We start from the raw sequence: 25,252 nt of genomic DNA, 5'->3' as shown, positions 1-25,252 counted from the left end.
CTTAGCCCCCGATCCGGGTGACCGGGCGCACCTGCATCCCTTCAATGACCTTTCCCACCCCGGCGGAGATGATCCGCTCACCAGCGCTGAGACCTTCCAGAACCGCCACCGCATTCGCTGACATATCGCCCAGTCTCACCTCCCGCTTGGTCGCGCGGTTGTCCTCGTCAAGCAGCCAGACAAACGGCGCACCATTCGAATTCGCCGCAATCGCGGTCACCGGAACCATCAGGTTTTTTTGCTCCCCCGGCGCAGTGGAAAAAACCCGCCCCACCATGCCCGGCAATATCAATGGGGTCTGCGGCACCTCGACGGACACGCGGCCCCGGTAGGTTTGAGTGGCGGTGTCCGCTTGCACAGAGAATTCAACGACTTCGGCGTCAAATTCCTGATTTGGCAGGGCGTCAAAGACGACCTTGTTGGTGATGTTTTCCTGACCGTTGGCCGACAGTGATGTCACGTCCGGACCCGGCACATCAAAGGCCACATGGACCGTTGAGAGGGTCTGCAGCAGCACGATGTTTTGCCCCGCCTGCACATTCATGAAATTGTCGATGTCCCGTCGGGCGATGATCCCCTCGAAGGGCGCGCGCAGGGTTGCGTAGTCCAGGTTGTTGCGCGCGACTTGCAATTGAGCCTCCAGCCCTCGGAGTGCGGCTTCGGAGGCCTCGATATCCTCGGGTCGGCCGCCCGCCTGGCCGATGGCCAATTGTTCGATCTGGGTTTGCAAATTGGCTTCGGCGACACGCAGGCTGGCTTCGTCTTGCTCAAGCGCGGCGGTCGCCACCACACCCCGCTCCGCGAGTTCGCGGGTCCGCTGGACCTGATCCAGAGCCTGATCCAATTGCGCCTGCGCCGATTCGACGGCTGCTTCCAGCGCAACGATTTCCTCGGCCCGTGCCCCGGCGCGCAAGGCGCGCAACTCCGCGTTTGCCTGATCGCGCTGGCTTTCCAGTTGCGCGACATTCGTCTCGAAATCCGAAGGGTCCAGCCGGGCAATCACATCGCCTTCCTGCACGGTCATTGCGGCCCTGACCGGCAGGTCGATCACGCGCCCACTGACGCGGAACGTCAATTGCACCTCGCGGGAGGGCAGCACGATCGCGGGATAGGTGCGCTCGACATTGCTGGATTGGGTGACCACCGTAAACACCTTGGCGGGGCGCACGGGCGGCTCATCGGTTTGTGCCAAAGCGCTCGTCGCTGCGCAGAAAATACAAGTCCCCAACAACGCTGCCAAACTGATCTTCATGCTGGTGGTCTCCGGATTCGTCTCAATTTGTGTCAGGGTTGCAGGCAAAATCATTGATTGTAAACGACGGAAAGTTTCGCGGATCGATCTCTGCGTCGCAACGCCCGCCGCGCGCAGTTGATCTGACCGGTCGGGAGAACGCGATCACGGCGAGGGTGATTTTTTTCTATGTTTGGTTGAAATCTTCCGTCATGATCGTTTGAGTGTCACAAAAATGAAGATTGCCGCTTTTAGGCAATGTCCGACACTCAGGAGGTCAAGAAAATCATGAAACACACGTTTTTAGCATCGACATGCGCCCTTGTGCTCGCAGGGCCAGCACTGGCGCAAACCGAAATCGAATTCTGGCATGCGTTCACCGGACGTCTGGGAGAGTTGGTGGCCGAACAGGTCAGCACCTTCAATGCATCACAATCGGACTATGTGGTCACCGCGACGCACAAAGGGAACTATTCCGAGACGCTGAACGCTGGTATCGCCGCTTTCCGTGCGGGTGAACAGCCCGACATCCTGATGGTCTTCGAAGTTGGCACCGCCACGATGATGGCGGCCTCGGGCGCTGTGAAACCCGTCTATGAAGTGATGGCGGATGCTGGCGCCGATTTTGACGGCGAGGCCTATATCGGCTCGGTCAAAGGATATTACACATCCAGCGATGGCAAGATGCTGTCGCTGCCGTTCAACTCCTCGACACCGGTTCTGTGGGTCAACCGCGATGCGCTGTCGGATGCCGGCATTGACCCGGATGTCGATTTGTCGACATGGGAACAGGTTGGTGATGTGCTGACCCAGTTGAAAGATGCTGGCAGTTCCTGCCCGCTGACAACGGCCTGGCAAAGCTGGATTCACCTGGAGAATTTCTCCGCCTATCATGATGCGCCATTTGCGACCAAAGCCAATGGGTTCGGCGGCGTAGACACAGAACTGGCGCTGAACGGCCCGGCACAGGTGGCGCATATCAGCGCGATGGGAGAATGGGCGCAGGACGGCAAATTCATCTATGCCGGTCGCCGCAATGAAGGCGGTGCAAACTTCCGGGCAGGCGAATGTGCGCTCTTTACCGAAAGCTCCGCAGGTTATGCGGGCATCAAGTCCGAGGCCGAGTTTGAGTTCGACGTGCGCCCCTTGCCCTATTGGGAAGCGGTGAAGGCGGAGCCGCAGAACACCATCATCGGGGGCGCATCGCTCTGGGTCATGGAAGGCCAGACGGATGAGGAATACGCTGGTGTTGCGGCGTTTCTGAACTTCCTCAGCTCATCGGAGATCCAGGCCAAATGGCATCAGGACACCGGCTATCTGCCGATCACGAACGATGCCGCCAAACTGACCCGGGAGCAGGGTTTCTATGAGGCCAATCCGGGCACCGACGTGGCCGTGATCCAGATGACGGCCAAGGCACCAACCGACAATTCCAAGGGCCTGCGCCTGGGGTCCTTCGACCAGATCCGCGGCATCATCGACGAAGAGCTGGAAGCGGTCTGGTCCGGTGACAAGGATGCGCAAACCGCGCTCGACAGTGCCGCAGAACGCGGCAATGCGCTGCTGCGTCGCTTTGAGCAAGCCAACCGCTGAGAACAGCGCGCGCCCCGCGATAACCGGGGCGCGCCTTACTTGAATGGAAAAGCGCGTCACCTTTAAAGGCATCTGGTTGCCGCTTCTGTTGGTCCTGCCGCAGATCGTCATTACCGCCGTTTTCTTCTTTTACCCGGCGGGGCAGGCGATCTGGCAATCGCTGTTCATTCCCGATCCTTTCGGCCTGTCGATGCAATACGTGGGCCTGGGCAATTTTGAATTCCTGTTCGGCGATCCATTCTATCGGGCCTCCTTTGTTACCACTGCGGTGTTTTCGATCCTTGTGACCGTCGTTTCCATGGGCGTCGCGCTTTACCTCGCGGTGCTCGCGGACCGCCTGATCAAGGGGTCAGGGACCTACCGCACGCTGCTGATCTGGCCCTATGCCGTGGCCCCGGCGGTCGCGGGTGTGCTCTGGCTCTTCATGTTCAACACCCGTGTGGGCGTGGTGACCTGGTATCTGGGCTTGTTGGGGTATGACTGGAACCACGTGCTGAACGGCGAAGAGGCGATGGGCCTCGTGGTCATCGCCTCCGCCTGGGGGCGCATCAGCTATAACTTTCTCTTTTTCCTCGCCGGGCTGCAGGCGATCCCGAAATCGGTGATCGAGGCCGCGGCCATTGACGGCGCGCGCTTCTGGACACGGTTCCGCACCATTGTCTTTCCCTTGCTGTCACCGACCACCTTCTTTTTGCTGGTGGTGAACATCGTCTACGCCTTCTTTGAAACATTCGGTGTGATCCATACGATCACCGCGGGCGGTCCGCAGCAATCGACCACTATTCTGGTTTATAAAGTCTATTCGGACGGTTTTGTGGGACAGGATCTTGGCTCTTCCGCGGCGCAATCCGTGGTGCTGCTGGTGATTGTCGGGCTGCTCACCATCGTGCAATTCAAATTCATCGAACGACGGGTGCATTACTGATGGCGGAGCGCACAGGCATGGTGGAAAAACGCGGGCTTGGGTTGGTTTTCACCCATCTGGGTCTGATCATCGGTCTGCTGTTTGTGTTTTTCCCGATCTGGCTGGCCTTTGTCGCCTCCACCGTGGACCAGCAGGATATCGTGCGCCCGCCGATGCCATTGCTGCCGGGCGACAAATTCCTCGACAATTATACGCGTGCGCTCTTTGCAGGGGTCAATGCGCCGGTTGCCTGGATGATGTTGAATTCGCTGATCATGGCGATGGGGATTGCCATCGGCAAGATCATCATCTCGCTGCTCTCGGCCTTTGCAATTGTCTATTTCAAGTTTCCTGGGCGCAAGACCTTCTTCTGGCTGATCTTTCTGACTCTGATGCTGCCCGTCGAAGTCCGGATCGTGCCAACCTATGAAGTGGTGGCGGGTTTCGGAATGCTCAATAGCTATTCCGGTCTGATCTTTCCGCTGATTGCCTCTGCCACGGCGACGTTTCTGTTCCGCCAGTTTTTCATGACCGTGCCGGATGAACTGGCTGAGGCCGCCCGCGTGGACGGTGCCAAACCGATGCGGTTTTTCTGGGACATTCTGCTGCCCATGAGCCGCACGAATATCGCGGCCCTTTTCGTGATCCTGTTCATCTATGGCTGGAATCAATATCTCTGGCCGTTGCTGATCACCACGGATCCGTCGATGAATACCATCGTCATGGGCATCAAGCAGATGTTCCCCTCAGGCGACGACATCGCCGATTGGCCGGTGATCATGGCCACCTCCATTCTTGCGATGATCCCACCCGTGATTGTCGTGATTTCCATGCAGCGGCTCTTTGTGCGCGGCCTTGTTGATAGCGAGAAATAACCATGGCGACCGTCAGCCTTTCCCAGGTCAAGAAATCCTTCAGCAAGACAGATGTCATCCACGGTATTGATATCGATATTGAAGATGGCGAATTCATCGTGATCGTGGGCCCGTCAGGTTGCGGTAAATCCACACTGCTGCGGATGGTTGCCGGGCTTGAAACCGTGACCTCGGGCGAAGTGCGCATCGGCGGCGCGCGGGTCAATGATCGGGAGCCGATGGACCGTGATATCGCGATGGTGTTCCAGAACTACGCGCTCTATCCGCATATGTCCGTCTTCGACAATATGGCCTACGGGCTGAAAATTGCAGGAACCAGCAAGGCCGAAATTGCCCAACGGGTGGAGACGGCAGCGAAATTGTTGCAGCTGGAACCTTATCTCAAGCGTCGTCCGCGTGAGTTGTCGGGTGGTCAGCGCCAGCGTGTTGCCATGGGGCGCGCGATTGTGCGCAAACCGTCGGTGTTTTTGTTTGATGAGCCTCTCTCCAACCTTGATGCCAAGCTGCGGGTGCAAATGCGGCTGGAGATCAAGCAGTTGCAGCGCCGGTTGGGGGTGACCTCGCTTTACGTGACGCATGATCAGGTGGAGGCGATGACGCTGGCCGATCGGATGATTGTGATGAATGGCGGTGTCGCGGACCAGATCGGCGCACCATTGGATGTCTATGCAAACCCTGCAACCGAATTCGTGGCCGGGTTCATTGGCTCGCCGCCGACGAATTTCATGACCACGGATCTGGCTGAAAGCAACAAGCCCAACGCGGTTAGGCTAGGGGTACGCCCGGAGCATATGAATATCGCCACGATCAATCCGCGCGTATCAGGCACGGTGCTTTACACCGAAGCGCTTGGCGCGGAAACGCTGGTGCATGTGCAATTGCCGGATGGCAGCATCGTCACCGTGCGGCAGCCAGCCACGCATGACTTGCCGCAGGAGGGGGCGTCTGCCGGGCTCAGCTGGTCCGATTTGGATGAGATGGTTTTTGATGAATCGGGTCGGCGCTGCGATTAGCTTCTCCTAGGGGGCTAGGCCGTATCGCTACGAAGTCTCGATAGCTGACACCGTCGCTGCCGGGCGCTCATGCTCAACCCTAGGCTTTGAGTAAAAACCACGCCGCGCCCGCCCGCGTCCTTTGGTTTCTTGCGCCCGCGCCCTTTCGGTTGCCGCAAAGACAGCGGTCAGAAAACGCGTTGGCGTTTGTCATCCCGCAACCGTCTGCTGGTCACGCCCGATGGAATTTGACGTAACAAATTGGTTCCCCGTATCCATCAACGAATCTGTTCTGAGCTTGAGCGCTGCGGTTGATGCCGCCGTCTCTTCAAACATTGCGACATTCTGCTGCGTCACTTCGTCAAGCTGGTTCATTGTCTTGCTGACTTGGGAAAGCGCTTCGGTCTGCTCAGTTGTGGCCGCGGCTACAGTATTCATTGCGTCATTCAGCCCTTCAATGAACTCCGAAATCTGAGAAATTGCATGACCGGTTTGATCTACCTGATCGGCGCCATTGACCACCTGAGCTTCGCTTGCCGTGATCAAGTCGTTGATTTCACTGGCTGCGGTCGCGGCCCTCTGGGCCAGCGCCCGGACCTCGGAGGCAACCACGCTGAAACCCCGACCGCTATCGCCAGCCCGTGCAGCTTCGACACCTGCATTCAGAGCCAGCAAATTGGTCTGAAAGGAGATATCATCGATCAGGGAGGTAACCTTGGAGATTTCCCGAGACGCATGGACAATGGACTTCATGGAATCGACCGCTTTTTTGACGATTTCTCCGGATTGATGCGCAATCTGCATGGCTTGACCGGTGAGGTCTCTGGCTTCACCGGCCTGCGTCGCGACGGACCTTACGGATGCAGACAATTCGGTGACCGCGCTGGAGGATTCCTGAAGCGACATGGCTTGTGATTCCGTGCGCTTGGCAAGCGATTGTGTTGCACCTGCAATCGAGTTTGTATCCAAATCGATGGCGTTGGCGTTCTCAAGAACCGCATCCACCAATTTGGCGATCTGCATTAGAGATGCGTTGAACGAATCCTGCAACGCGAGGAAGGCGCCCTTGAACTCGCCTTCCATGCGCGCGCTCAGGTCACCATCATGCATTTTGCCGATGACTGCAAAGATTGCATCGACACCGGTTTCGATGGATTCAAGCAATTCGTCCACATGACGCCCAACAAGTGCCAGGTCTTCATGGGTTGTCTCCATGGAAACCCGGGTGGAAAAATCGCCGTTACCAGCGGCTTGGGAAACCATGCCAATCTTTTCCTGAAGCGCATCCTGCTCTTTCTGACGTTTGGCGGTCTCTGCGGCGGTGCGGGCCTGTTCTTCTTGCAAGGCCTTTTGTTCCGCCAGCATTCTGGTTTGTTCTTCCGCCATCGCGCGATGTTCTTCGGCGGCTTTTTCAGCGGCCTGTGTCAATTCGATGTTGTTCATCAAAGACTGGCGGAACGAACCGGCTGCCGTTGCAATGGACCCGATTTCTGTTTTGCTGGCCAAATCATCAAATGTAATCGAAGTATCGCCGCCCGCGAGGCTGGATATGCGGTCGGAGAGATCCTGTGCCGGACCAACGGCTGACCGGTATAATACAAACCCAATGCCAACGGCCATCGTGGCGCAGATTGTCGCGGTGGCAACCGCAATGGCGACCCCGATCAGTTTTGACCATCTGATGTCGTCGTCAAGATCACGCGTCTGTTCATAGAGGTCCACGTCGATTTTCGAGGCCAGTTTTGCCAAGGCCTCCAGAGCGGGACCGTCGGACACTTTGACAAGCGCGTCGATCTCTGCGGCTGTCAATCCTTTGGCGACAGCCTCCTGCGCCTGACCGAGCGCATTTTTGTATTCCGAAATGGTTTGGGACAGCGCATTCAGTGCAGTGATTTCGATGTCGCTGTTCAATTGATTGCGGTAGTTTTCGATGTCTTTTTCTGCGCGTTCAATTGCCTTCGAAATTTTTTCAATCCGCGGGGCATCTTTGCGCAAAACATAGTTTTTGAACTGATGGACCATGCCACCATATCCAAGCGCCGCGCGCAGGTCGTTGAGCAATCCGGACTTGCTTTGATTTGCCGACCCCGGTTTGAGGCCTGTCGCCTCGGCGAATGCGATCTGCTGGTGCTCTGAGATTTTCTGAATAGCCGCGAGGGCTGGTGTGTCGTCAATTTTAACCGCGCGATCAATTTCCTCAGATGTCGCACCAGCCTTGAGCAAGGCTTTGACGTCTTCTGTTTTTGCTTCATATTGGCGGACCACGTCGGCAATGTTTTCGGCGTGAACCTTGTTTTCAGAATTCGTTCTGGCCAGCCGTTCCAGGGATGTTTTGGCCGAATGCGCTTCATCGAATACCGCTTCGTAATGCTGCTCCGTACCTCTCAGAACATAGTTCTTGAACGAATGAATGAGACCGCCATACCCGAGGGACGTGACAATCTCGCCCAATTCGATGCCCACAGGGTCCGCGGAATGCGACAACACGCCCGCATCCCGCTCGGATTCTGCCAGAAGGGCTACGATCACGATGGCACAGGCGGTCAGAATCAGGCCCATGGACGTCAGCGCGATGACAATCAGGCGGGACAGTCGTTGGAGAGAGGTCTTTTGAAGCGATTCGAGTAGCATTGAGATCTCCTGCATGAGTGCCTTTGGAGATCGGAATACAATCGAATACACTAATTATGTGTTTAGCCGCAGGGGTCGTAACCGCGTTTTCTTGCGGTGTTTTGGTAACCCTATGATAGGGGGCAAAAGTTCGACATTCGCGGCGTTCAGGACCAATGCAGGCTTTGGCCTTGAACCGCGCATATCTTTGTGCTGACTTCAAAGGGTGACCTGCGATATTTCAACATCATTCCCCCTTAGACCTGACCGGATGCACGAGGTTGGCGGCCCGGGGGCGCAGTCTTTTGCGGTGATCTGTGCGGCGCATGCCGGGTCGGTATTCTTGTGGATCAGAGAGAGCTGGCGCTCAGAACAGCTCAACCCTGTGGGATTCATGGATTTTTTCCCACCCGAAAATCTGCTGGTCGCCACCGCCGGGAATCAGATCGAGGTCCTTGCCACTGCAGAGGAAAGCCTGCGCTCCGGTGTTTTCCCTCTTGTCATCATGGAGTTGAGCGGACCGCTCGACCTTACCTCCGGTCGGCGGTTGCAATTGGCGGCAAAGGCGGGAAAAACCACTGCTTTGGCGATTATTCCCGATGGCATGGGGAGCAATGCGGCCGAAACGCGGTGGTGGTGCGCCCCGGTGTTTGACCAAAACGACTCGACACTTCAGCGCTGGAAGCTTATTAAGAACAAATCAGGAACATTGGGTGTCTGGAATGTTCGATGGTCTCAATCGACGCGTCGTATCGCTGTGGTTTCCGAAGCTCGCTTCTGAGCGGGTTCTGCGGGTGCGACCCGTTGAGGCCCCCTTTGCCCTGACCATCCTGCAGAGCAATGCCAACCGGCTTTATTGCCTGAATTCGCGCGCGGAGCGCCATGGGCTTCACCGCGGCATGTCCTATTCGGATGCGCGGGCATTTTGCCCTGACCTGGTGAGTGTCCCGGTCGATCTGCATGGGGTGCAACGATTTCAACATGTGCTTTCCCGCTGGGCCACACGCTATTGCCCCTGGGTCGGGCTGGAAGGCAATGATGGTCTGGTGCTGGATGTCACAGGGGCGGCACATCTTTTTGGCGGAGAGTGCGGGCTGCTCAACGATATCCGGCAGCGGCTGGGCCGGGCAGGGATAACGGTGCGCATCGGGGTCGGGGATACGCGTGGCGCGGCCTGGGCTCTGGCGCGGTACCGGGAGGGTGTTGCCTCTGCCGGGGACATGCTCGGCGCGCTTGAGACCTTGCCCGTTGCCGCTTTGCGACTGACGGAACAAACGGATCAGGCCTTGCAGCGTCTTGGCTTGCGCAGCGTGGGGGATTTGGCCACGGCAGCCCGGGCGCCGCTGGCCCGGCGGTTTGGGCGTGATCTGCTGATGCGGCTGGATCAGGCGTTAGGCAATCAGCCGGAGGATATCTCGCCGCTCAAGACACCGCCTCATTACGGCGTGCGGATGTCCCTGCCGGAGCCGATTGGCCTGGTGAGCGATGTGATGGCGGGGACAGAGCGGTTGCTGCAGCGTTTGTGCCTGTCGTTGAATGCCGGGCAGGTCGGCGCAAGGGTGTTGAACTTGTCACTGCGCCGGGTGGATCAGGAGAGCCAGCATATTGAATTGCGGCTGGCCCGTCCGCTGCGGGATGCTGCGCGGATTCTCCCTTTGTTTGAACGCGGCGTGGCCGAGGTTGATGCAGGCTATGGCATTGATCAGATGCGGTTGGAGGCTGTGCGGGTGGAACCTCTGCCGCCGCAACAGGTGAGCCATGCCCGTAACGGATCACACAAGGACAAGCTGGAAGATTTGGTCACGCGTCTTGGCACGCGGATTGGCATCGAGAATATCCAGCGGTTTCTGCCTGCGGACAGTCACATCCCCGAGCGCAGTTTTATCATCTCTCCCGCGGCCTATTCGGAACCGGGGGGCGTATGGAACTCTGCGAGGCCACGCCCCGTGATGCTCTTCCCCCCTGAGCCCATCGCAGGGCAGGGCGCGCAACCGCCGGATTTCTTTCGCTGGCGGCGCATGTCTCTTGCAACGGGTCGGGCCACCGGGCCGGAGCGGATCGCGCCTGAATGGTGGTTCTCCGATGACAACTGGCGCTCCGGCGTGCGCGATTACTGGAAGGTGGAGACAAAACAGGGGCGACGGCTTTGGCTGTTCTACACGCCCCAAAACCCCGGCTGGTTCGTACAGGGGGAATTCGCATGAGATCCCCTGAGTATGCCGAACTCTGCGTAACCACCAATTTCACCTTTCTCACCGGGGCGTCCCATCCCGAGGAAATGGTCACGCGGGCAGCGGAACTGGGCCTGCGGGCGGTCGCGATCACGGATCATAATTCTCTGGCAGGGGTGGTGCGGGCCTATACGGCCCTGAAGCACCTGAAAGAAGAGCGTGACGGGGCGATCAAGGTGCGGTCGCGTCACACGACAGACAGCAGCTCACGGCAAGAGAACGGCAGTCCTGAGCAGATCGAACGCCCCGCAACATCACATCTGCCCAAACTCATCGTGGGCTGCCGGCTGGTCTTGCGCGATAGCCCCGCAGACTGGATTGCGCTGCCCCGCGACCGAGCGGCGTATCAACGGCTGTCCCGCCTTTTGACGCTGGGGAAACGGCGGGCGGAGAAAGGGCAGTGCGACCTCTCTCTGCGCGATCTGCTGGAGGGCGCAACGGGTATGATCCTGATTGCCCTGCCGCAGGGACGGCTGAACGCCAGCATGGATGCAATTAGACAGGTCCAGTCCCGCTTTCCCGGTCACGTCTTTCTGGGCGCGGCCCCGCGCTACGACGGCACGGATCAGGCGTATTTCAACGCCTGCGCAGTGCTCGCACAACGCTGTTCGGCCCCGATGGTTGCTGTGGGCGACGTGCTGATGCATCGGGCCAACCGCAAGCAATTGGCCGATGTGCTGACCTGCATTCGCGAACATATCACCATTGATCAGATCGGCACGCGGGCTTTGCCAAATGCCGAGCGGCGCCTGAAAGCCCACCCAGACATGGCGCGGTTGTTCCGCAATCACCCTGCTGCGCTCCGGCGGACCATGGAGATTGCCGCCAGATGCAGCTTTTGCCTCAGCGAATTGAGCTACCAATACCCCGATGAGGTCGCCGAGGGAGAGCTGCCGCAGCAGAGGTTGGAGCGGCTGGTCCACGAAGGGTTGAAGCGACGCTACCCTGACGGTGCGCCGCAGCGGGTACATGACTTGATGGCAAAGGAACTCCAACTCGTCGCTGAGCTGGAATTCCCGGCCTATTTTCTGACAGTGCATGACATTGTTCATTATGCCCGATCCGTTGGCATTCTGTGTCAGGGGCGGGGATCAGCGGCCAATTCCATCCTGTGCTACCTGCTGGGCATCACCGATGTCAGCCCGGATATGATCTCGATGGTGTTTGAGCGGTTTATCTCAAAACACCGGGGCGAGCCGCCGGACATCGACGTGGATTTCGAACATGAACGCCGCGAAGAAGTGATCCAGTGGATTTACAAGAAATACCGCCGGGAACGGGCAGGGCTATGTGCGACGGTGATCCATTTCCGTTCGCGGGCGGCCATTCGCGAGGTCGGCAAGGTGATGGGGCTGAGTGACGATGTCACGGCAAGTCTGTCCGGGCAGATCTGGGGCATGTCCAATGGCGGCGCGGATCCCGAGAGGATCAAAGAGCTGGGTCTGGATCCAGACGATCAACGCCTCTCTCAAACGATCCGCCTGATCGGAGAGCTCATCGGGTTTCCGCGGCATCTGTCCCAGCATGTCGGAGGTTTTGTGATCACCAAGGGGCGCCTGGATGAGCTGTGCCCGATCGAAAACGCTGCGATGGAAGACCGTACCGTGATCGAGTGGGACAAGGACGATATCGATGCCCTGGGGATCCTCAAGGTCGATGTGCTGGGGCTCGGCATGCTCAGTTGCATCCGCAAAGCTTTTGATCTGATGCAGACATATGAGCAGCAGACACTTTCGCTGGAAAAGGTCCCCCAGGAAGACAGCGCCACCTATGACATGCTGTGCATGGCCGATGCTATCGGTGTGTTTCAGGTCGAAAGCCGGGCGCAGATGAATTTTCTGCCCCGGATGCAGCCGCGTACCTTCTATGATCTGGTCATCGAGGTTGCCATTGTCCGACCCGGCCCGATTCAGGGCGGCATGGTGCAACCCTACATCAAACGGCGGCAAGGGCTGGAGGCGCCTGAACCTTTTGGCCCCGCCCTGGAGGCGGTGACAGCGCGGACCCTCGGTGTGCCACTCTTTCAGGAACAGGCGATGCAAATCGCCATCGTCGGTGCGGGCTTTACGCCCGAAGAAGCGGACCACCTGCGCCGCTCCATTGCGTCGTTCCGGCGTATGGGGACGATCGGCAAGTTCAGAGATAAATTTACCGCCGGCATGCTGGCCAATGGCTATAGTCAGGAGGTGGCGGAGCGTTGTTTTGGCCAGATCGAAGGTTTTGCCGATTACGGGTTTCCCGAAAGCCACGCGGCGGCTTTTGCCATGCTCACCTATGTATCGTCCTGGCTGAAATGCCATTACCCGGCGATCTTTGCCTGCGCGTTGCTGAACGCGCAACCCATGGGGTTTTATGCCCCGGCCCAGATCGTGCGTGATGCGCGCGAACATCAGGTCGAGGTGCGGCCGATCTGTGTCAATAGCAGCGTATGGGACAATACACTGGAACGCCGTGCCGATGGCGCTCTGGCATTGCGGCTTGGGTTCCGGCAGATCAAGGGGTTCAAGCAAGAAGATGCGGTCTGGATCGCTGCTGCGCGCGGCAATGGCTATCCCGACCCGCAAAGCCTTTGGCTGCGCGCAGGGATCAAGCCTGCAGTGATGGAGCGACTGGCAGAGGCGGATGCGTTTTCGAATACCGCTCTGACGCGGCGCGAGGCTTTATGGCAGGTGAAATCCATCCGCAGTCAGATCCCTCTGCCGCTGTTCTCCGATCCGATTGACGGCGAACATATTTCTGAACCCAAGGTCGTCTTGCCGACCATGCATCTGGGCGAGGAAGTGGTCGAAGATTACGTCGCCACACGCCTGTCCCTGCGGGCCCATCCGATGGAATTGCTCCGCCCCACATTTCCCGATATCACCCCCCATAACGAGCTGAAAGATACCCCGATTGGGCGCGTCAGCGTGTGCGGTCTGGTCATCACCCGCCAACGTCCCGGCACGGCCTCGGGTGTGATTTTCCTGACGCTCGAAGATGAAACCGGGGTGTCCAATGTTGTGGTGTGGAACAAGGTCTACGAGCGTTTCCGGCGTATCGTCATGGGCGCTCGGCTTTTGCGTGTCAGCGGTCATCTGCAGCGCGAAGGCGCCGTTGTGCACCTGATTGCGCAACAGATTGAGGATATGTCAGACAAACTCTCTGATCTGGGCCACCCGATGAGTGACGTCATTGGCGAAACCCTTCCCCAAGCCGATGATACACCACGCCCCCGGAAATACCCTCCCCGCGCCATGCACCCGCGCGAGCAAGCAAAACGACTGTTCCCAAGCCGCGATTTCCATTGAGGTATTTGCGCCAAATAATGGGGTGTGATCTTGGGGCAGGGTAAGGAGGTAACCTTTGTCCGCTTGCCGACAGCTACGGTTTGAGCGCAGGACTAGAGATCGAAAACAACGTTAGATGTCGGTCAGGAGCCCGCGTCCCAATCTCTTATCAAATACGGCAAGTTGGACCCCTAAGCGCTGACGTCAGACACATTTGCCGCGCCAGGACAATTGCGCTTGTGCCGCACATTTAATTGCCTCATTTTGGCGGCGCACAACTCAATGACAAATCGTGATTTTCGGGGAATTAGTTTTCAATGGCGACTGTTGGTTTCGTTCTGTCAACCGGTCGTACCTCAACCCAGAACATCACAGCAATCGCCGCGCGCGCGCATCCTGATGCTATCATCGAACATGAAGCACTTGGTCCAAATTACTTTTCAAGGAGAGTGTTTAGGCAACCAAGGAAATTCACCGCAGTGCTGGGTGCAAACATTCCTTTGCAACGTAAATTGATAGATATTGAGGATGCTATCGCCGCTGGGCAATCTTACCTTGAAGTCGGTTGGCCTGCCTTCGCGTGGCTGCCTTACTTAGCTGATCGCTTTGCCGAGAATTTTAGGTTTGCGCATCTGGTGAGAAATCCGTTTCATGTCGCTACGTCGCTTACAACGCACGGCCTATTTGTCCCTCAAGTTCGAAACGGGCGACGTTTTGAGCGCATTGCCATGATTCATCCGAATGACCCACGCGTGTATTACACTGAGATTGCGGCAAGCGGTGATAAATTCAGCCCGTTTGAGCGCAATCTGTTCCATTGGCTCGAACTTAACCAATTCATGACCGAACAGCACACCCGAAATGGTTTCACAGGTGTCTTTCACTTTGAAGACCTATACCAAGGCAGCACTCCGGCACTTCCAAGCCTATTGAATGGCCTTATTGGAGAGGCGGAATACGATTTGAAGTCCGCTCCGCTGGATAAAGTTCAAAGGAAGTTGCCACTGGAAATCGCTGAACCAAGCCCTCGATTGGTAGATGCGGCCGTCAAGCTTGGAGTGCGTCTTGGCTATTCCGAAGAGGAGCTCTTGGACTCGCTGGATGTTGATCGGCTGAACGAACAGTACTCTGAACGCCGCCTCTAGCTGCTCTTCTTGCTGACGAGTTCGGCGCGATTTTGTCCTATTCAGTTTTGATGTGAACCGGTACAGCGCTGGGATGTTTTTTTGTGATAGCTATATGTTTGATCAATCAAGGTTCAGGATTGCTTGTCACACCGCAGATGCAAAGCGAGCCTAGCCAATACTGCGCAGATATCGCCGTCATTTAGGAAGGGCTGATACGCGCGCTTGGATCTGCATGGCCTCTATTCGCTTATAGACTTATTCGCGGAGAAATCACCAACGACAAAGTCCAAAAAGTAAGGATGATTGCTAACCGGCGTTTGCAGGCTGCTTTATGCAATACCGAAGTCAGGGACATAGACCCCCAGACATCGCCATATCGTTCAAGGCTTTAGGTGGCGTTTCGATCTAGTGAGCCTGTTTTGGTGCCCCCACACGGACTCGAACCGCGGACCTACTGATTACAAATCAGTTGCTCTACCAGCTGAGCTATAGGGGCACTGGGCGGTCGTTTAGTCAGTTTGAACGCGTCGCGCAAGAGGGGAAATGATCAAAACGAATGCGTTTGAACACTGGGCATTCCCAAGCTAGTTTGGCCTGACGAATTTCTGGACCCGTGGAGCATTATGCAACTGGTTTTCCACACGGGCGCTCATTTCACCGAAGAAGAGCGTCTGATGAAATGCCTCTTGCGTAACAACGAGGCCTTCGCCGAGCGCGGCGTTTCGGTGCCCGGACCGGGAAAATACCGCAGGCTTTTGCGGGCAATAATGTCTGCGCTGGCATCCTCGGAAGCTGCTGAAAACGCACGAGAAGTTTTGCTGGACGCGATCCTCGACAACGAACAAGCCGATCGTGTCCTACTGTCTGATGCACATTTATTTGGCGCTCCGAGAACCGTGGTTCGGCAAGGGTTGTTGTATCCCAAGGCGCCCGAACGGCTCGTCTACATGTCGCAGATTTTTCAGCATGACGAGATTGAGCTTTTCATGGCCCTGCGCAATCCGGCGACGTTTTTGCCAGCGGTTTTCGAAAAATCCCCAGCCTCGGAACTTGCCGATTTCATGGGAGGTGTTGATCCGCGCGCGGTGCGCTGGTCGGATACGCTTTTGCGGATACGCGAGGCGGTTCCCCAGATCAGCATTACTGTGTGGTGCAACGAGGATGCCCCCCTGATCTGGGCGCAGATCATTCGCGAAATCGTGGGGCTGGAGCACGGAGAGAAGGTGGTAGGCGGGTTCGATCTGTTGCGCGACATCATGCGCAAAGACGGCATGCAAAGGTTTCTGGCTTACCTCGGGAAACACCCCAATATCAACGAAATACAACAGCGACGGGTGATGATGGCGTTTCTCGACAAATTTGCCATCGAAGACGCGATCGAAGAAGAGCTGGATATGCCGGGCTGGACCGAAGAATTGGTCGAAGAGATGACGCAGACCTATGAGGAGGATGTCTTTGCCATCGCCCGCATTCCAGGGGTGCAGCTCATTGCGCCCTGATCAGCTTGCTCTGCCGTAAAAACCGAGCAGCTCTTCTTTCGAAAAGGCAACGCCCGGCCTGTCATAATACCCAAGCACGGCAATAATACGCGGGACGTCCCCCACGACGGGTGCGACGCGGTGCGCCGTATTCTTGCCCTTGAAAACATTGAGTGTTCCTGCGGCAGACGTAAGCGTTTTAACCTCAGGATCATCCCCACGCAGCAGCGCAGCCACCCCGTCGAAATTCGGGTCATCGTCGCTGCGCAGATCAGACCGATAGACAAATTCGCCGCCCTCCAAGGGCGCCTGCAGCAAGAGCGTCGTGGTGAAATGCGATCGGTCGAAGTGCCAGTTCAACCCCCAGCCTTCGGGATATCCCATCACGTTGAAACGGGCCAAGGGGTCGTCCATTTGAAAGAGCGCATCAAGATCCATCGTGCGGGCCAGAAAGTCGGCAAAGGGCTGCCAGGAATAGATGGTGTCAACGGGCGAGCCTTCGCACTGGTCGGCACAGAGGGTCAGATTGCGCGTCTCCACTTCCTGCAAGGCGGGGTGGTCCGCGGGCAATTCCGGCATCTGTTTGAAGTAGATGTTGTGCCGACGCGCATGCACGAAGGCTTCCTCGGGGGTCAGCCGGGGGGCCGCCTGTGCGACGGCTTCGGCAATCGCATCCGGACGCATGAAACCTTCGAGGTTGAACATGCCGTCACGCGCCAGCTCGGCCTTGCAGCGGTCGATAAGGGCCTCATAACCCGCTGTTTCCGGGGCGTGCAGCGGGTAGCGTTCAAGATCAATCGGCGGCAGCATGGCGGATCCTTTCACATCTTGACCAGCACAATGATCAATGCACCACCCCCGTCAACGTGAAATGCGTCATCCAAATGGCTTCATCACGACATGGCACCAAGGGGCACCGCCTGTCCCGTCAGCGCGGATTGCTGTGCCGCCATGCCCATGCGCACGGCCCAAAGGCCATCTTCGAAAGTCACCTCGGGGCGCGCACGCTCACCGCGCAGCAATTCCAGAAACCCCTGATGCTGGTAGAAGGTGGAGCCGTTGTGATCTCCGGCGGCCAATAGTTTCGGATCGACCGGAATGGGGCGCGTCACAGGGCGTTTCGGGCTGCGTGGGCTGGTTTCCAGAATCGGTGTCGGCGCCGGGCCCAGATCGTCGGGCCAGAAGCGCGTGGGCCCGGGGACAAAGGCCTCGATCTTGCCTGCAGGTCCGACAGCGGCGATTGTTTCCTGATAGCGCGCGCCTTCGGCAAACATGCACAATTCCAGCATCGCGCGCGCGCCGCCCTCAAAATCCACGATGACGTAGCCATTGTCGAGGATATCGGGCACGGCACCGGCGTAGCTCTCATCCAAATGGTTCACGGATTGCGCGGCACTTGCCATCACCCGGGTCGGATTTTCGCCAACCATCAAGCGCATCAGATCAAAGAAGTGGCAGCATTTTTCAACGAATGTGCCGCCGGTCTGATGGTTGAACCGGTTCCAGTTGCCGACTTTGTGCAAGAAGGGGAAGCGGTGCTCGCGGATCGAGAGCATCTTGACCCCACCGGTGACCGTCTCGACCTCATCAAGCAGGGCGGCGATGGGCGGCATGTAACGATACTCCATCGCGACCCAGATGGGGGCGGGATAGGCGGCCACTGCTGCTGTGACGCGCGGAATGTCCATCGGATCCGTCAACAGCGGTTTTTCAACGAGCAGGGGCAGGGGGCGATTTGCGGCGATCTCGATGATCTGCTCGGCGTGGCGGAAATTGGGGCTGGTGATGACAAGACAATCCAGCGCCTCCTCGGCGAGCAGCGCCTCCAAGGAGGGAACAAACCGCGCTTGCGGCGCCAGTCCCCGCGCGATGTCGCACATGCCCGCGTCCGGCTCGAAGACCGCAGTGACGGCCGTGTCCGGCAGCAGTGCGATATTCTTCAGGTGCTCCTGGCCCATCATACCGCACCCGATCATGCCGTAGCGTGTGACTTTGCTCATTCTTATTCTGTCCTTACTTCAAGCGCTGCACATAGACGGCTTTTGTCGTGTCAAACCAGGTGCGCGAAAACTCAATTGCCAAGGGCTGGTCAGCCCAGCTGAACCTTTCGATGTAACCGCAGGCCGCGCCTCCTATGCCGAAATCCTCAGGGGTCCAAGGGGGCAGGGCGCCAATGCTGACGCGGTCTTCGGCGCGGGTGATCCAGAAATGCAGTTGTTTCAGATAGGTCTGGTAGAGGGAATCGGACAGCCTGTCGGCGCTCAGTTCGCCCACGCTGGCGTCGAGCCAAATCTCTTCAACGGCAATTGCTACATCATTCAGGTATCTTCTGCGGCGCATCCGGGTGGCGCGCGCGGCACTGCCAAAGGCGGGCAAATCATCGGGCTTGTCCATCACGTCAACCGCCAGTACCTGCGCTGACGGCAGGCCACCGCCCGACAGCAGTTCAAGCCGGAACATGGCATAGAAACTGGCGGCCTTCGCCGACTTCTGAATGTAATTGCCCGATCCCTGCACCCGGCGCAGCAGGCCCTTGCTTTCCAGATTGGCCAGCGCTTTGCGCAGCGTGCCGATGGAGGTGCCCAGCGACACCGCCATCTCCCGCTCGGGCGGCAGGCGTTCGCCGTCCATCAGCCGGCCGGCATCGATATCCCGGGCCAGCAGTTCGCTCAGCTGGATGTATTTGGGCAGCGCGTTGCTGTGTTGCGGGGGCAGGACCATGGGTGGGATCGGCCGGGTTGGTAAATTGATACACCATTGATCTACCAGTTTGTGAATGCTATTCAAGAGGAAATCACCACAGTTCGTGCAAAGGGAAATATATGACGATCGTGCCCGTGACCTCAGCCGATTTGGATGCGGCAGAAGTATCTTGGTTTTCGGCGCTTTGCTCGGATGACTACCAGTTTCTCGGGGTGCCGGATGGCGATCTGCGCTCCTCCTGGAAGCACTGCTCGGACATTGTGAAAACTGCCGAAGCGCAGGGCTTTCGCAACATCCTGTGCCCTTCTTCCTATCAGGTCGGGCAGGACACACTGAGCTTTGTCGCGGGCTGTGCCCCGATCACGGAAAAGATCAATCTGCTGGCGGCGGTGCGCTGCGGCGAGATGCAACCGATCATGCTGGCCCGCACCATTGCGACGCTGGATCACATGCTCGAAGGCCGCTTGACCGTGAACATCATCAGCTCGGACTTCCCGGGGGAGAAGGCGGAGAGCAGCTACCGCTATCAGCGATCCCGCGAAGTTGTCGAGATCCTGAAACAGGCCTGGACGCGGGATGAAATCGATCATCAGGGCGAGGTCTATCAGCTAGACAAAGTCACGTCGGACCCGGCGCGGCCCTATCAGACCGGCGGACCCTTGCTCTATTTCGGGGGGTATTCGCCCGCTGCCCTTGATCTCTGTGCAGAGCATTGTGACGTTTATCTGATGTGGCCCGAACCCAAAGACGCCATCGCAGGTCGGATGCAGGCCGTCCATGCACGGGCGGCTGAAAAGGGCCGGACGCTGGACTATGGGCTGCGCGTCCACATGATCGTGCGGGACACCGAAGCGGAGGCCAAGGAATACGCCGATTACATTGTCTCTAAGCTGGATGACGACTATGGCCGCAAAATCCGCGAACGGGCGCTGGATGCAACCTCGCTGGGCGTGTCGCATCAGACCAAGAACCGCGATATCGCGGATGAATTCGGCTATGTGGAGCCACACCTCTGGACTGGCGTTGGGCGCGCGCGCTCGGGCTGTGGCGCAGCACTTGTGGGCTCCGCTGATCAGGTGCTCTCCGAGATCGAAGCTTACCAGAAAATGGGCATCCGGGCGTTCATTTTCTCTGGCTACCCGCATATCGACGAGGCAGAGCACTTTGGCCGCCTGGTCATGCCGCACCTCAAGACATGCTCCTTGCCGGAAGCCTACGGGCGCGTGCCCGCCGCCGCCCCGAACACACCGCTCGCCGCAGGAGACCGTCGCTGATGGACCGCGCCTATCTTTCCGAAACACTGAACTTCAGCCGCATTGTCTATGGCATGTGGCGTCTGGCGGATGATGCGGACACGTCGCCCGGGCATGTGCACGCAAAGATTGACGCCTGCCTGTCTCAGGGCATCACCACGATGGATCAGGCCGATATCTATGGCGGCTACGTCGCCGAAGAAGTCCTGGGCACCTGTCTCAAACAAAGCCCCGGTCTGCGTGATCAGCTCGAGATCGTGACGAAATGCGATATCGTAGCACCCATTGGCAAATACAGCGACCGGCGGGTGAAATACTATGACACCTCTGCGGCGCATATTCAGGCCTCGGTTGACGCCTCATTGACCTATATGGGCATCGACCACATTGATCTGCTGCTCATCCATCGCCCCGACCCGCTGATGAATGCTGCGGAGACCGGCGGCGCGCTGGACGCATTAATCCAGAGCGGTAAAATCCGCGCTGCGGGTGTGTCGAACTTCCGCCCGTGGGACTGGGACCTGCTGCAATCAGCGATGAGCAACCGATTGGTGACCAATCAGATTGAACTGTCGCTGGCGGCGCGCGACAGTTTCACCAACGGCGACCTGGCGCATCTGCAGCAACACCGGATCAGCCCGATGGCATGGTCGCCGCTCGGCGGGGGCAGCCTGATGACAGAAAACAGCGCAGTGACCGGCAAGATGGATGAGGTTGCCGCCGCACAAGGCGTGGACCGGGCGGCGGTGGCGGTCGCGTGGTTGCTGGCGCATCCCGCCGGTATCCTGCCTGTGATGGGCACCAATACGCTGTCGCGGATTGCAACATTCAGTGACGCCCTGAAGGTAGAGATGGACCGCCAGACGTGGTTTGAACTCTACGAGGCCGCCAACGGACAGGAGGTCGCGTGATGGCAGATGGAACAGCACATATGGCGCAAATGCGGTCCTTCATGCCCGGGCCTGAGACGCAGCGACAGTTTCGCGATGCGCTTGGGCAATTCTCGACCGGGGTGACTGTGGTGACGGCGCAAACCGCGCAAGGCCCCATTGGTATGACGGCCAATTCGTTTTCCAGCATTTCCATGGACCCGCCGCTGGTGATGTGGAGCCCGGCCAAATCGTCCAGCCGCTATGCATATTTTACCCAAGCGCAGCATTTTGCGATCCACGTCATGGCCGCGGAGCAGGAAGACATCGCCTTGGGCTTTGCCCGCTCCGGCCAGGCCTTTGACGGGCTGGCGGTGGAGATCAACGCACAGGGCGTGCCGCTGTTGAATGACTGTCTGGCGCGTTTTGAATGCAGCACACATGAAATCCACGACGCCGGCGATCATGCGATTGTCCTGGGCCGTGTCCTGTCCGCCGCGTCCCGGGAGGGGGATGCGCTGATTTTTTGCCAGGGCCGGTTCAGAGCGTTTGACAAAGAGGCCTAAAAGGCCAACGAATGAAGCGTGCAGGGAAAACCTGCGCGTCGCGATCCGGAATACCCGGGCGCAAGGGAGGAGGCTCCGCACATGGGGGCATTGCTGGCGGTGATGACACCGCTCCGGCTGGTCAACGAGGCTTTGCTGACGCTGGGCCGGGCCATTGGTGTGTTTGCTGTGGCCGCGATGGTCGTGGCGATCCTCATTCAGGTGTTTTACCGATATGTTTTGAACAGCGCGCTGCCCTGGCCGGACGAGGCGGCGCGGTTCTGCATGCTGTGGATGACCGGGCTGATGGCGCCCACCGCGTTCCGGCGCGGCGGCTTCGTTGCAATCGACACGCTGGTGCGGTTGCTGCCCGCGCGCATTGGCGCGCTGATCACGCTGGTATTGCTGTTTCTGAGCCTTGGCGTCCTGATTGTGGCGGTTCAGATCGGATGGTCGGAAGTGACGGGCTTCGCTGGGAAATTTGCCACCGCATCGCTCTACGTTCCCACTGACATTGCGTTCGAGACCTGGTTGCGCGTGCCGCGCAGCTGGATGATGGCCTCGTTGCTGGTGGGGGTGACCCTGCTGATTTCGGTGAACGTGGAACTGATCCTGCGCGCTATTGTCAAAATGATGGGAGGTGAGGACCGCTTGCCTGCCATCACCCTCGAAGAACAAGTGGGAGCTGAATAATGCTGGTCTGGTTCCTCCCACTGTTCCTGCTCTTCCTGATGATCGGTCTGCCGGTCTTTTTTGGCCTGCTGGCCGCTCCGGGCATCCTGTTGTGGCTGAACGGGCAGGAACGTGATATCACATTGCTTTATCGCAATCTTTACAATGGGATGGACAGCTTTCCTCTCATGGCGATCCCTTTCTTCATGCTCGCGGGTGAGCTGATGAACCGGGGTGGCATCACCATGCGTCTGGTGGAATTCAGCCAGGCGATGATGGGCCATTTTCGTGGCGGTCTGGCGCATGTGAACATCCTGTCCTCGATGCTCTTTGCCGGGCTGTCGGGCTCGGCGGTGGCCGATACCTCGGCACTGGGGTCGATGCTGATCCCGGCAATGGAAAAGCAGGGCTATACCCGCCGGTTTGCCGCCGCCATCACCGCCGCCAGTTCGGTGATTGGCCCGATCATCCCGCCCTCGGGCATCATGATCATCTATGCCTATGTGATGGGAGAAAGTGTCGCGGCGCTCTTTCTCGCGGGCATCGTGCCGGGGGTGATGGTGGGCCTTGGCTTGATGTTGATGGTCAAGTTTCAAGCTGATAAATACGACTTCCCCGTCGCCACCAAGAAGCACTCCTGGGGCGAGCGGGGGCAGGCCAGCCTCAAGGCGTTTTTCCCGCTGATGACCCCCGTGATCATTCTGGGCGGCATTCTGGCGGGGGTCTTCACCCCGACCGAGGCCGCCGCCATTGCCGTGGCCTATGCGCTCTTCATCGGGCTTTTTGTCATGCGCACGCTGAAGATCGGCGACCTGCCGGATGTGCTGAACCGCGCGGGGATCACCTCGGCCGTGGTGCTGCTGCTGGTGGGGGCGGCGATGGCCTTCAAGACCGTGGTCAGCCTCAGCCACGCGCCCGAAGCCATGGCTGAGTTTGTGCTGGGTCTGACCAGCGATCCGCTGATCCTGCTGTTCCTGATCAACCTGCTGCTCTTCATCGTCGGCATGTTCCTGGATGCAGGGCCCGCGATCATCATTCTGGGTCCGATCCTTGGACCCATCTTCGTCAGTCTTGGCGTCGATCCGATCCACTTCGCGATCATCATGAGCGTGAACCTGACCGTAGGGCTGGCGACGCCGCCCATGGGGCTGGTGCTCTTTGTCGCCTCGTCGGTCTCCGGCGAACGGGTGGAGACCATTTCCAAGGCAATCCTGCCGTTTCTGGCGGTGGAAATCGTGGTGATTTTTCTGATCACCTACATACCGGCCATATCTATGACAGTCCCGCGTCTGACGGGTTTTGCGAATTAACCAATTCACAGGGAGAAAGCTAAATGCTTAAAAAAACACTGAAAACCTTGACCGTGGCGGCGATGCTCGCGGGCACGGCGCTGGCTGCGTCCGCTGCGGATTACACGATCCGGGCCACGGCCAACTCCAATGAAAACGACGAGGACTATGACGGTCTGGTTGTTTTCAAGAACTACGTCGAAGCGGCCTCTAACGGGGCCATCGAGGTTGAGCTTTTCATCGGCACGCAGCTTTGCGGCAATGGTGCGGAATGCCTGCAGGGCGTGGCCGATGGCACAATTGACGTCTACGTTTCCACCTCGGGCGGAGCGTCCGGCATTTTCCCTTACGTTCAGGTGCTCGACCTGCCGTATTTGATGGCGGACGACCGCATCGCGGAAACCGTGTTGTCAGGTGATTTCACCCGCAAGATGCGCGACATGGCGCTGGAAGATTCCGGTGGGACCATCCGGTTGATGACCATTGGCAACACGGGCGGCTGGCGCAACTTTGCCAATACCAAGCGCCGCGTGGCCGAGCCCAGTGATATGGAAGGTCTGAAAATCCGCACGGTTGTCGCCGACCTGCCGCAGGAATTGGTCAAGGCGCTGGGGGCTGCCCCGACGCCGATCCCATGGCCGGAACTTTTCACGTCGTTCCAGACCGGCGTTGTCGAAGGCTCCAAGAACGGCATCACCGATATCATGGGCATGAAATTCCCCGATGCCGGCCTGAAATACGTCACCCTGGACGGCCATGCCTATATGGGCGCGCTGTGGTGGATGAACAACGCGCGCTTCCTGGAGATGCCGGAAGACATGCGCCGTGTTGTGGTCGATGGTTTCTATGCCTTGCAGCAGGCGACATTCGCCTCACCCAAGCGCAAATCCATCGAAGCCTATGAGCAGTTCGTGGCTGAGGGCGGGGATCTCTATGTCCCGACGCCCGAGCAAAAAGTGGCGTTCAAAGAAGGCGCTGCACCGGTGTTTGACTGGTTCAAAAGCAATGTGGGCCGGGGTGAGGAAATCTTTGACGCGCTCGCAACTGCCGTTGCCGAAGCCGAAGCCGAAGTGGGCGACGCCCGCGCGGCAGACCTGAACTGAAATCGGGCGGGGCGGCCCCGAACGGTCGCCCCGCCGTCACCGAAACGGATACATCCAGACCTTGTAGTCAGCCACCAGGATATGCGCCTTCTCGATCTCTTCCGCGGTCATTTTCTTGACGACTTCCTCAAGGCTGATCGCCGCGTCCGGATCGCCGCCGATGGCCGACAGGGTGTACCACATATAGGCGCGCACCAGATCGACGCTCGGCAGGCCGCGCCCGACCTCATAGTACCAGCCAACGCCCGATTGCGCGCCCGGATGCCCCTTCATCGCCGAGCGCAGGTACCATTCGAACGCACGGGTATCGTCGCGCGGCACGCCAAGGCCCATGGCATACATGACGCCGATCAGCTCCTCGGCATCCGCATTGCCGGACCGCGCAGCGGGCCAAAGCGCCTGATAGGCTTCCTCAAATCGGCCGTCTTCCATCATGTCGCGCGCCTCTTCGATTTCGGCCCAGGCGGGGCCTGCCAGCAGCGTAAAGGCAAGAAGTATCGCGCGCATGGTG

At 58.5% G+C, this 25,252-nt stretch carries 21 protein-coding genes and 1 tRNA gene; 15 read left to right on the top strand and 7 right to left on the bottom strand.

Annotation, left to right across the window (positions count from 1 at the left end; all coding sequences use genetic code 11):
- Position 1: 1 nt before the first annotated feature.
- Positions 2-1,252 carry an efflux RND transporter periplasmic adaptor subunit gene (locus Q1A63_RS09490; protein WP_298970996.1) on the bottom strand — a complete coding sequence of 417 codons (1,251 nt, stop codon included), beginning with the start codon at positions 1,250-1,252 and terminating at the stop codon, positions 2-4.
- Between the two features lie 267 nt (positions 1,253-1,519).
- Between Q1A63_RS09490 and ugpB the strand changes: the two genes are divergently transcribed.
- The 4 genes from ugpB to ugpC are packed head-to-tail and all read left to right on the top strand — an operon-like array spanning position 1,520 to position 5,616.
- Positions 1,520-2,824 (top strand): sn-glycerol-3-phosphate ABC transporter substrate-binding protein UgpB, encoded by a 1,305-nt coding sequence (ugpB, locus tag Q1A63_RS09485; RefSeq protein WP_298971595.1) that lies wholly within the window; start codon positions 1,520-1,522, stop codon positions 2,822-2,824.
- Positions 2,825-2,867: 43 nt separating this feature from the next.
- Positions 2,868-3,749 (top strand): sn-glycerol-3-phosphate ABC transporter permease UgpA, encoded by an 882-nt coding sequence (gene ugpA, locus Q1A63_RS09480; RefSeq protein ID WP_298970998.1) that lies wholly within the window; start codon positions 2,868-2,870, stop codon positions 3,747-3,749.
- 17 nt (positions 3,750-3,766) lie between these two features.
- The gene (gene ugpE, locus Q1A63_RS09475) at positions 3,767-4,603 is read left to right on the top strand and encodes a sn-glycerol-3-phosphate ABC transporter permease UgpE (protein ID WP_298971596.1); all 837 of its coding nucleotides are present in this window, start codon (positions 3,767-3,769) and stop codon (positions 4,601-4,603) included.
- Between the two features lie 2 nt (positions 4,604-4,605).
- Positions 4,606-5,616, top strand: coding sequence for a sn-glycerol-3-phosphate ABC transporter ATP-binding protein UgpC (gene ugpC / locus Q1A63_RS09470; RefSeq protein WP_298970999.1), 1,011 nt, complete (start codon positions 4,606-4,608; stop codon positions 5,614-5,616).
- Between the two features lie 189 nt (positions 5,617-5,805).
- On the opposite strand, the gene Q1A63_RS09465 is transcribed toward ugpC, so the two are convergent.
- On the bottom strand, positions 5,806-8,226 hold the full coding sequence (locus tag Q1A63_RS09465; RefSeq protein WP_298971002.1) for a methyl-accepting chemotaxis protein: 2,421 nt from the start codon (positions 8,224-8,226) through the stop codon (positions 5,806-5,808).
- A 250-nt stretch (positions 8,227-8,476) separates the two neighbouring features.
- Between Q1A63_RS09465 and Q1A63_RS09460 the strand changes: the two genes are divergently transcribed.
- From Q1A63_RS09460 to Q1A63_RS09445, 4 genes are all read left to right on the top strand, one after another.
- Entirely contained in the window at positions 8,477-8,986 is a 510-nt protein-coding gene (locus Q1A63_RS09460) for a hypothetical protein (RefSeq protein WP_298971004.1), read from the top strand.
- A complete protein-coding gene (locus Q1A63_RS09455; protein ID WP_298971598.1) occupies positions 8,928-10,409 on the top strand; it encodes a DNA polymerase Y family protein in 1,482 nt (493 codons plus the stop codon). Before Q1A63_RS09460 ends, Q1A63_RS09455 begins: the two co-directional genes overlap by 59 nt.
- On the top strand, positions 10,406-13,723 hold the full coding sequence (locus Q1A63_RS09450) for an error-prone DNA polymerase (RefSeq protein WP_298971007.1): 3,318 nt from the start codon (positions 10,406-10,408) through the stop codon (positions 13,721-13,723). The genes Q1A63_RS09455 and Q1A63_RS09450 overlap by 4 nt, the downstream gene beginning before the upstream one ends.
- 296 nt (positions 13,724-14,019) lie before the next feature.
- Entirely contained in the window at positions 14,020-14,847 is an 828-nt protein-coding gene (locus tag Q1A63_RS09445; protein WP_298971010.1) for a hypothetical protein, read from the top strand.
- A 402-nt stretch (positions 14,848-15,249) separates the two neighbouring features.
- Here the strand turns inward: Q1A63_RS09445 and Q1A63_RS09440 are convergent.
- A tRNA-Thr gene (locus Q1A63_RS09440) sits at positions 15,250-15,325 on the bottom strand.
- Between the two features lie 127 nt (positions 15,326-15,452).
- Here Q1A63_RS09440 and Q1A63_RS09435 point away from each other — a divergent pair.
- Positions 15,453-16,328 (top strand): hypothetical protein, encoded by an 876-nt coding sequence (locus Q1A63_RS09435; RefSeq protein WP_298971013.1) that lies wholly within the window; start codon positions 15,453-15,455, stop codon positions 16,326-16,328.
- Here the strand turns inward: Q1A63_RS09435 and Q1A63_RS09430 are convergent, their stop codons facing one another.
- The 3 genes from Q1A63_RS09430 to Q1A63_RS09420 form a co-directional block, all read right to left on the bottom strand.
- Complete coding sequence (locus tag Q1A63_RS09430; protein WP_298971015.1) at positions 16,329-17,117, bottom strand: 2OG-Fe(II) oxygenase; 789 nt, start codon at positions 17,115-17,117, stop codon at positions 16,329-16,331. It lies immediately after the preceding gene.
- An 83-nt stretch (positions 17,118-17,200) separates the two neighbouring features.
- Positions 17,201-18,307, bottom strand: a complete 1,107-nt coding sequence (locus tag Q1A63_RS09425; protein WP_299631335.1) for a Gfo/Idh/MocA family oxidoreductase — start codon at positions 18,305-18,307, stop codon at positions 17,201-17,203.
- Positions 18,308-18,320: 13 nt separating this feature from the next.
- Complete coding sequence (locus tag Q1A63_RS09420; RefSeq protein WP_299631333.1) at positions 18,321-19,028, bottom strand: GntR family transcriptional regulator; 708 nt, start codon at positions 19,026-19,028, stop codon at positions 18,321-18,323.
- 101 nt (positions 19,029-19,129) lie between these two features.
- Between Q1A63_RS09420 and Q1A63_RS09415 the strand changes: the two genes are divergently transcribed.
- From Q1A63_RS09415 to dctP, 6 genes are all read left to right on the top strand, one after another.
- Positions 19,130-20,284, top strand: coding sequence for an LLM class flavin-dependent oxidoreductase (locus Q1A63_RS09415; RefSeq protein ID WP_299631331.1), 1,155 nt, complete (start codon positions 19,130-19,132; stop codon positions 20,282-20,284).
- The gene (locus tag Q1A63_RS09410) at positions 20,284-21,174 is read left to right on the top strand and encodes an aldo/keto reductase (protein WP_299631329.1); all 891 of its coding nucleotides are present in this window, start codon (positions 20,284-20,286) and stop codon (positions 21,172-21,174) included. Before Q1A63_RS09415 ends, Q1A63_RS09410 begins: the two co-directional genes overlap by 1 nt.
- Before the next feature lie 29 nt (positions 21,175-21,203).
- Positions 21,204-21,698 (top strand): flavin reductase family protein, encoded by a 495-nt coding sequence (locus tag Q1A63_RS09405; RefSeq protein WP_299506489.1) that lies wholly within the window; start codon positions 21,204-21,206, stop codon positions 21,696-21,698.
- A gap of 81 nt (positions 21,699-21,779) precedes the next feature.
- Positions 21,780-22,370 carry a TRAP transporter small permease gene (locus Q1A63_RS09400; RefSeq protein WP_299631540.1) on the top strand — a complete coding sequence of 197 codons (591 nt, stop codon included), beginning with the start codon at positions 21,780-21,782 and terminating at the stop codon, positions 22,368-22,370.
- On the top strand, positions 22,370-23,659 hold the full coding sequence (locus Q1A63_RS09395) for a TRAP transporter large permease (protein WP_299408518.1): 1,290 nt from the start codon (positions 22,370-22,372) through the stop codon (positions 23,657-23,659). Before Q1A63_RS09400 ends, Q1A63_RS09395 begins: the two co-directional genes overlap by 1 nt.
- Positions 23,660-23,682: 23 nt before the next feature.
- Positions 23,683-24,741, top strand: coding sequence for a TRAP transporter substrate-binding protein DctP (gene dctP / locus Q1A63_RS09390; protein ID WP_298971027.1), 1,059 nt, complete (start codon positions 23,683-23,685; stop codon positions 24,739-24,741).
- A 36-nt stretch (positions 24,742-24,777) separates the two neighbouring features.
- Here the strand turns inward: dctP and Q1A63_RS09385 are convergent, their stop codons facing one another.
- On the bottom strand, positions 24,778-25,248 hold the full coding sequence (locus Q1A63_RS09385; RefSeq protein ID WP_298971030.1) for a tetratricopeptide repeat protein: 471 nt from the start codon (positions 25,246-25,248) through the stop codon (positions 24,778-24,780).
- Between the last annotated feature and the right edge of the window lie 4 nt (positions 25,249-25,252).

The sequence above is a fragment of the uncultured Roseobacter sp. genome (assembly GCF_947499265.1).
In the GTDB taxonomy this organism is placed as follows: Bacteria; Pseudomonadota; Alphaproteobacteria; order Rhodobacterales; family Rhodobacteraceae; genus Roseobacter.
Note: the sequence above shows the minus strand (reverse complement) of the source record. Positions and strands in the feature narration are given on the sequence as shown.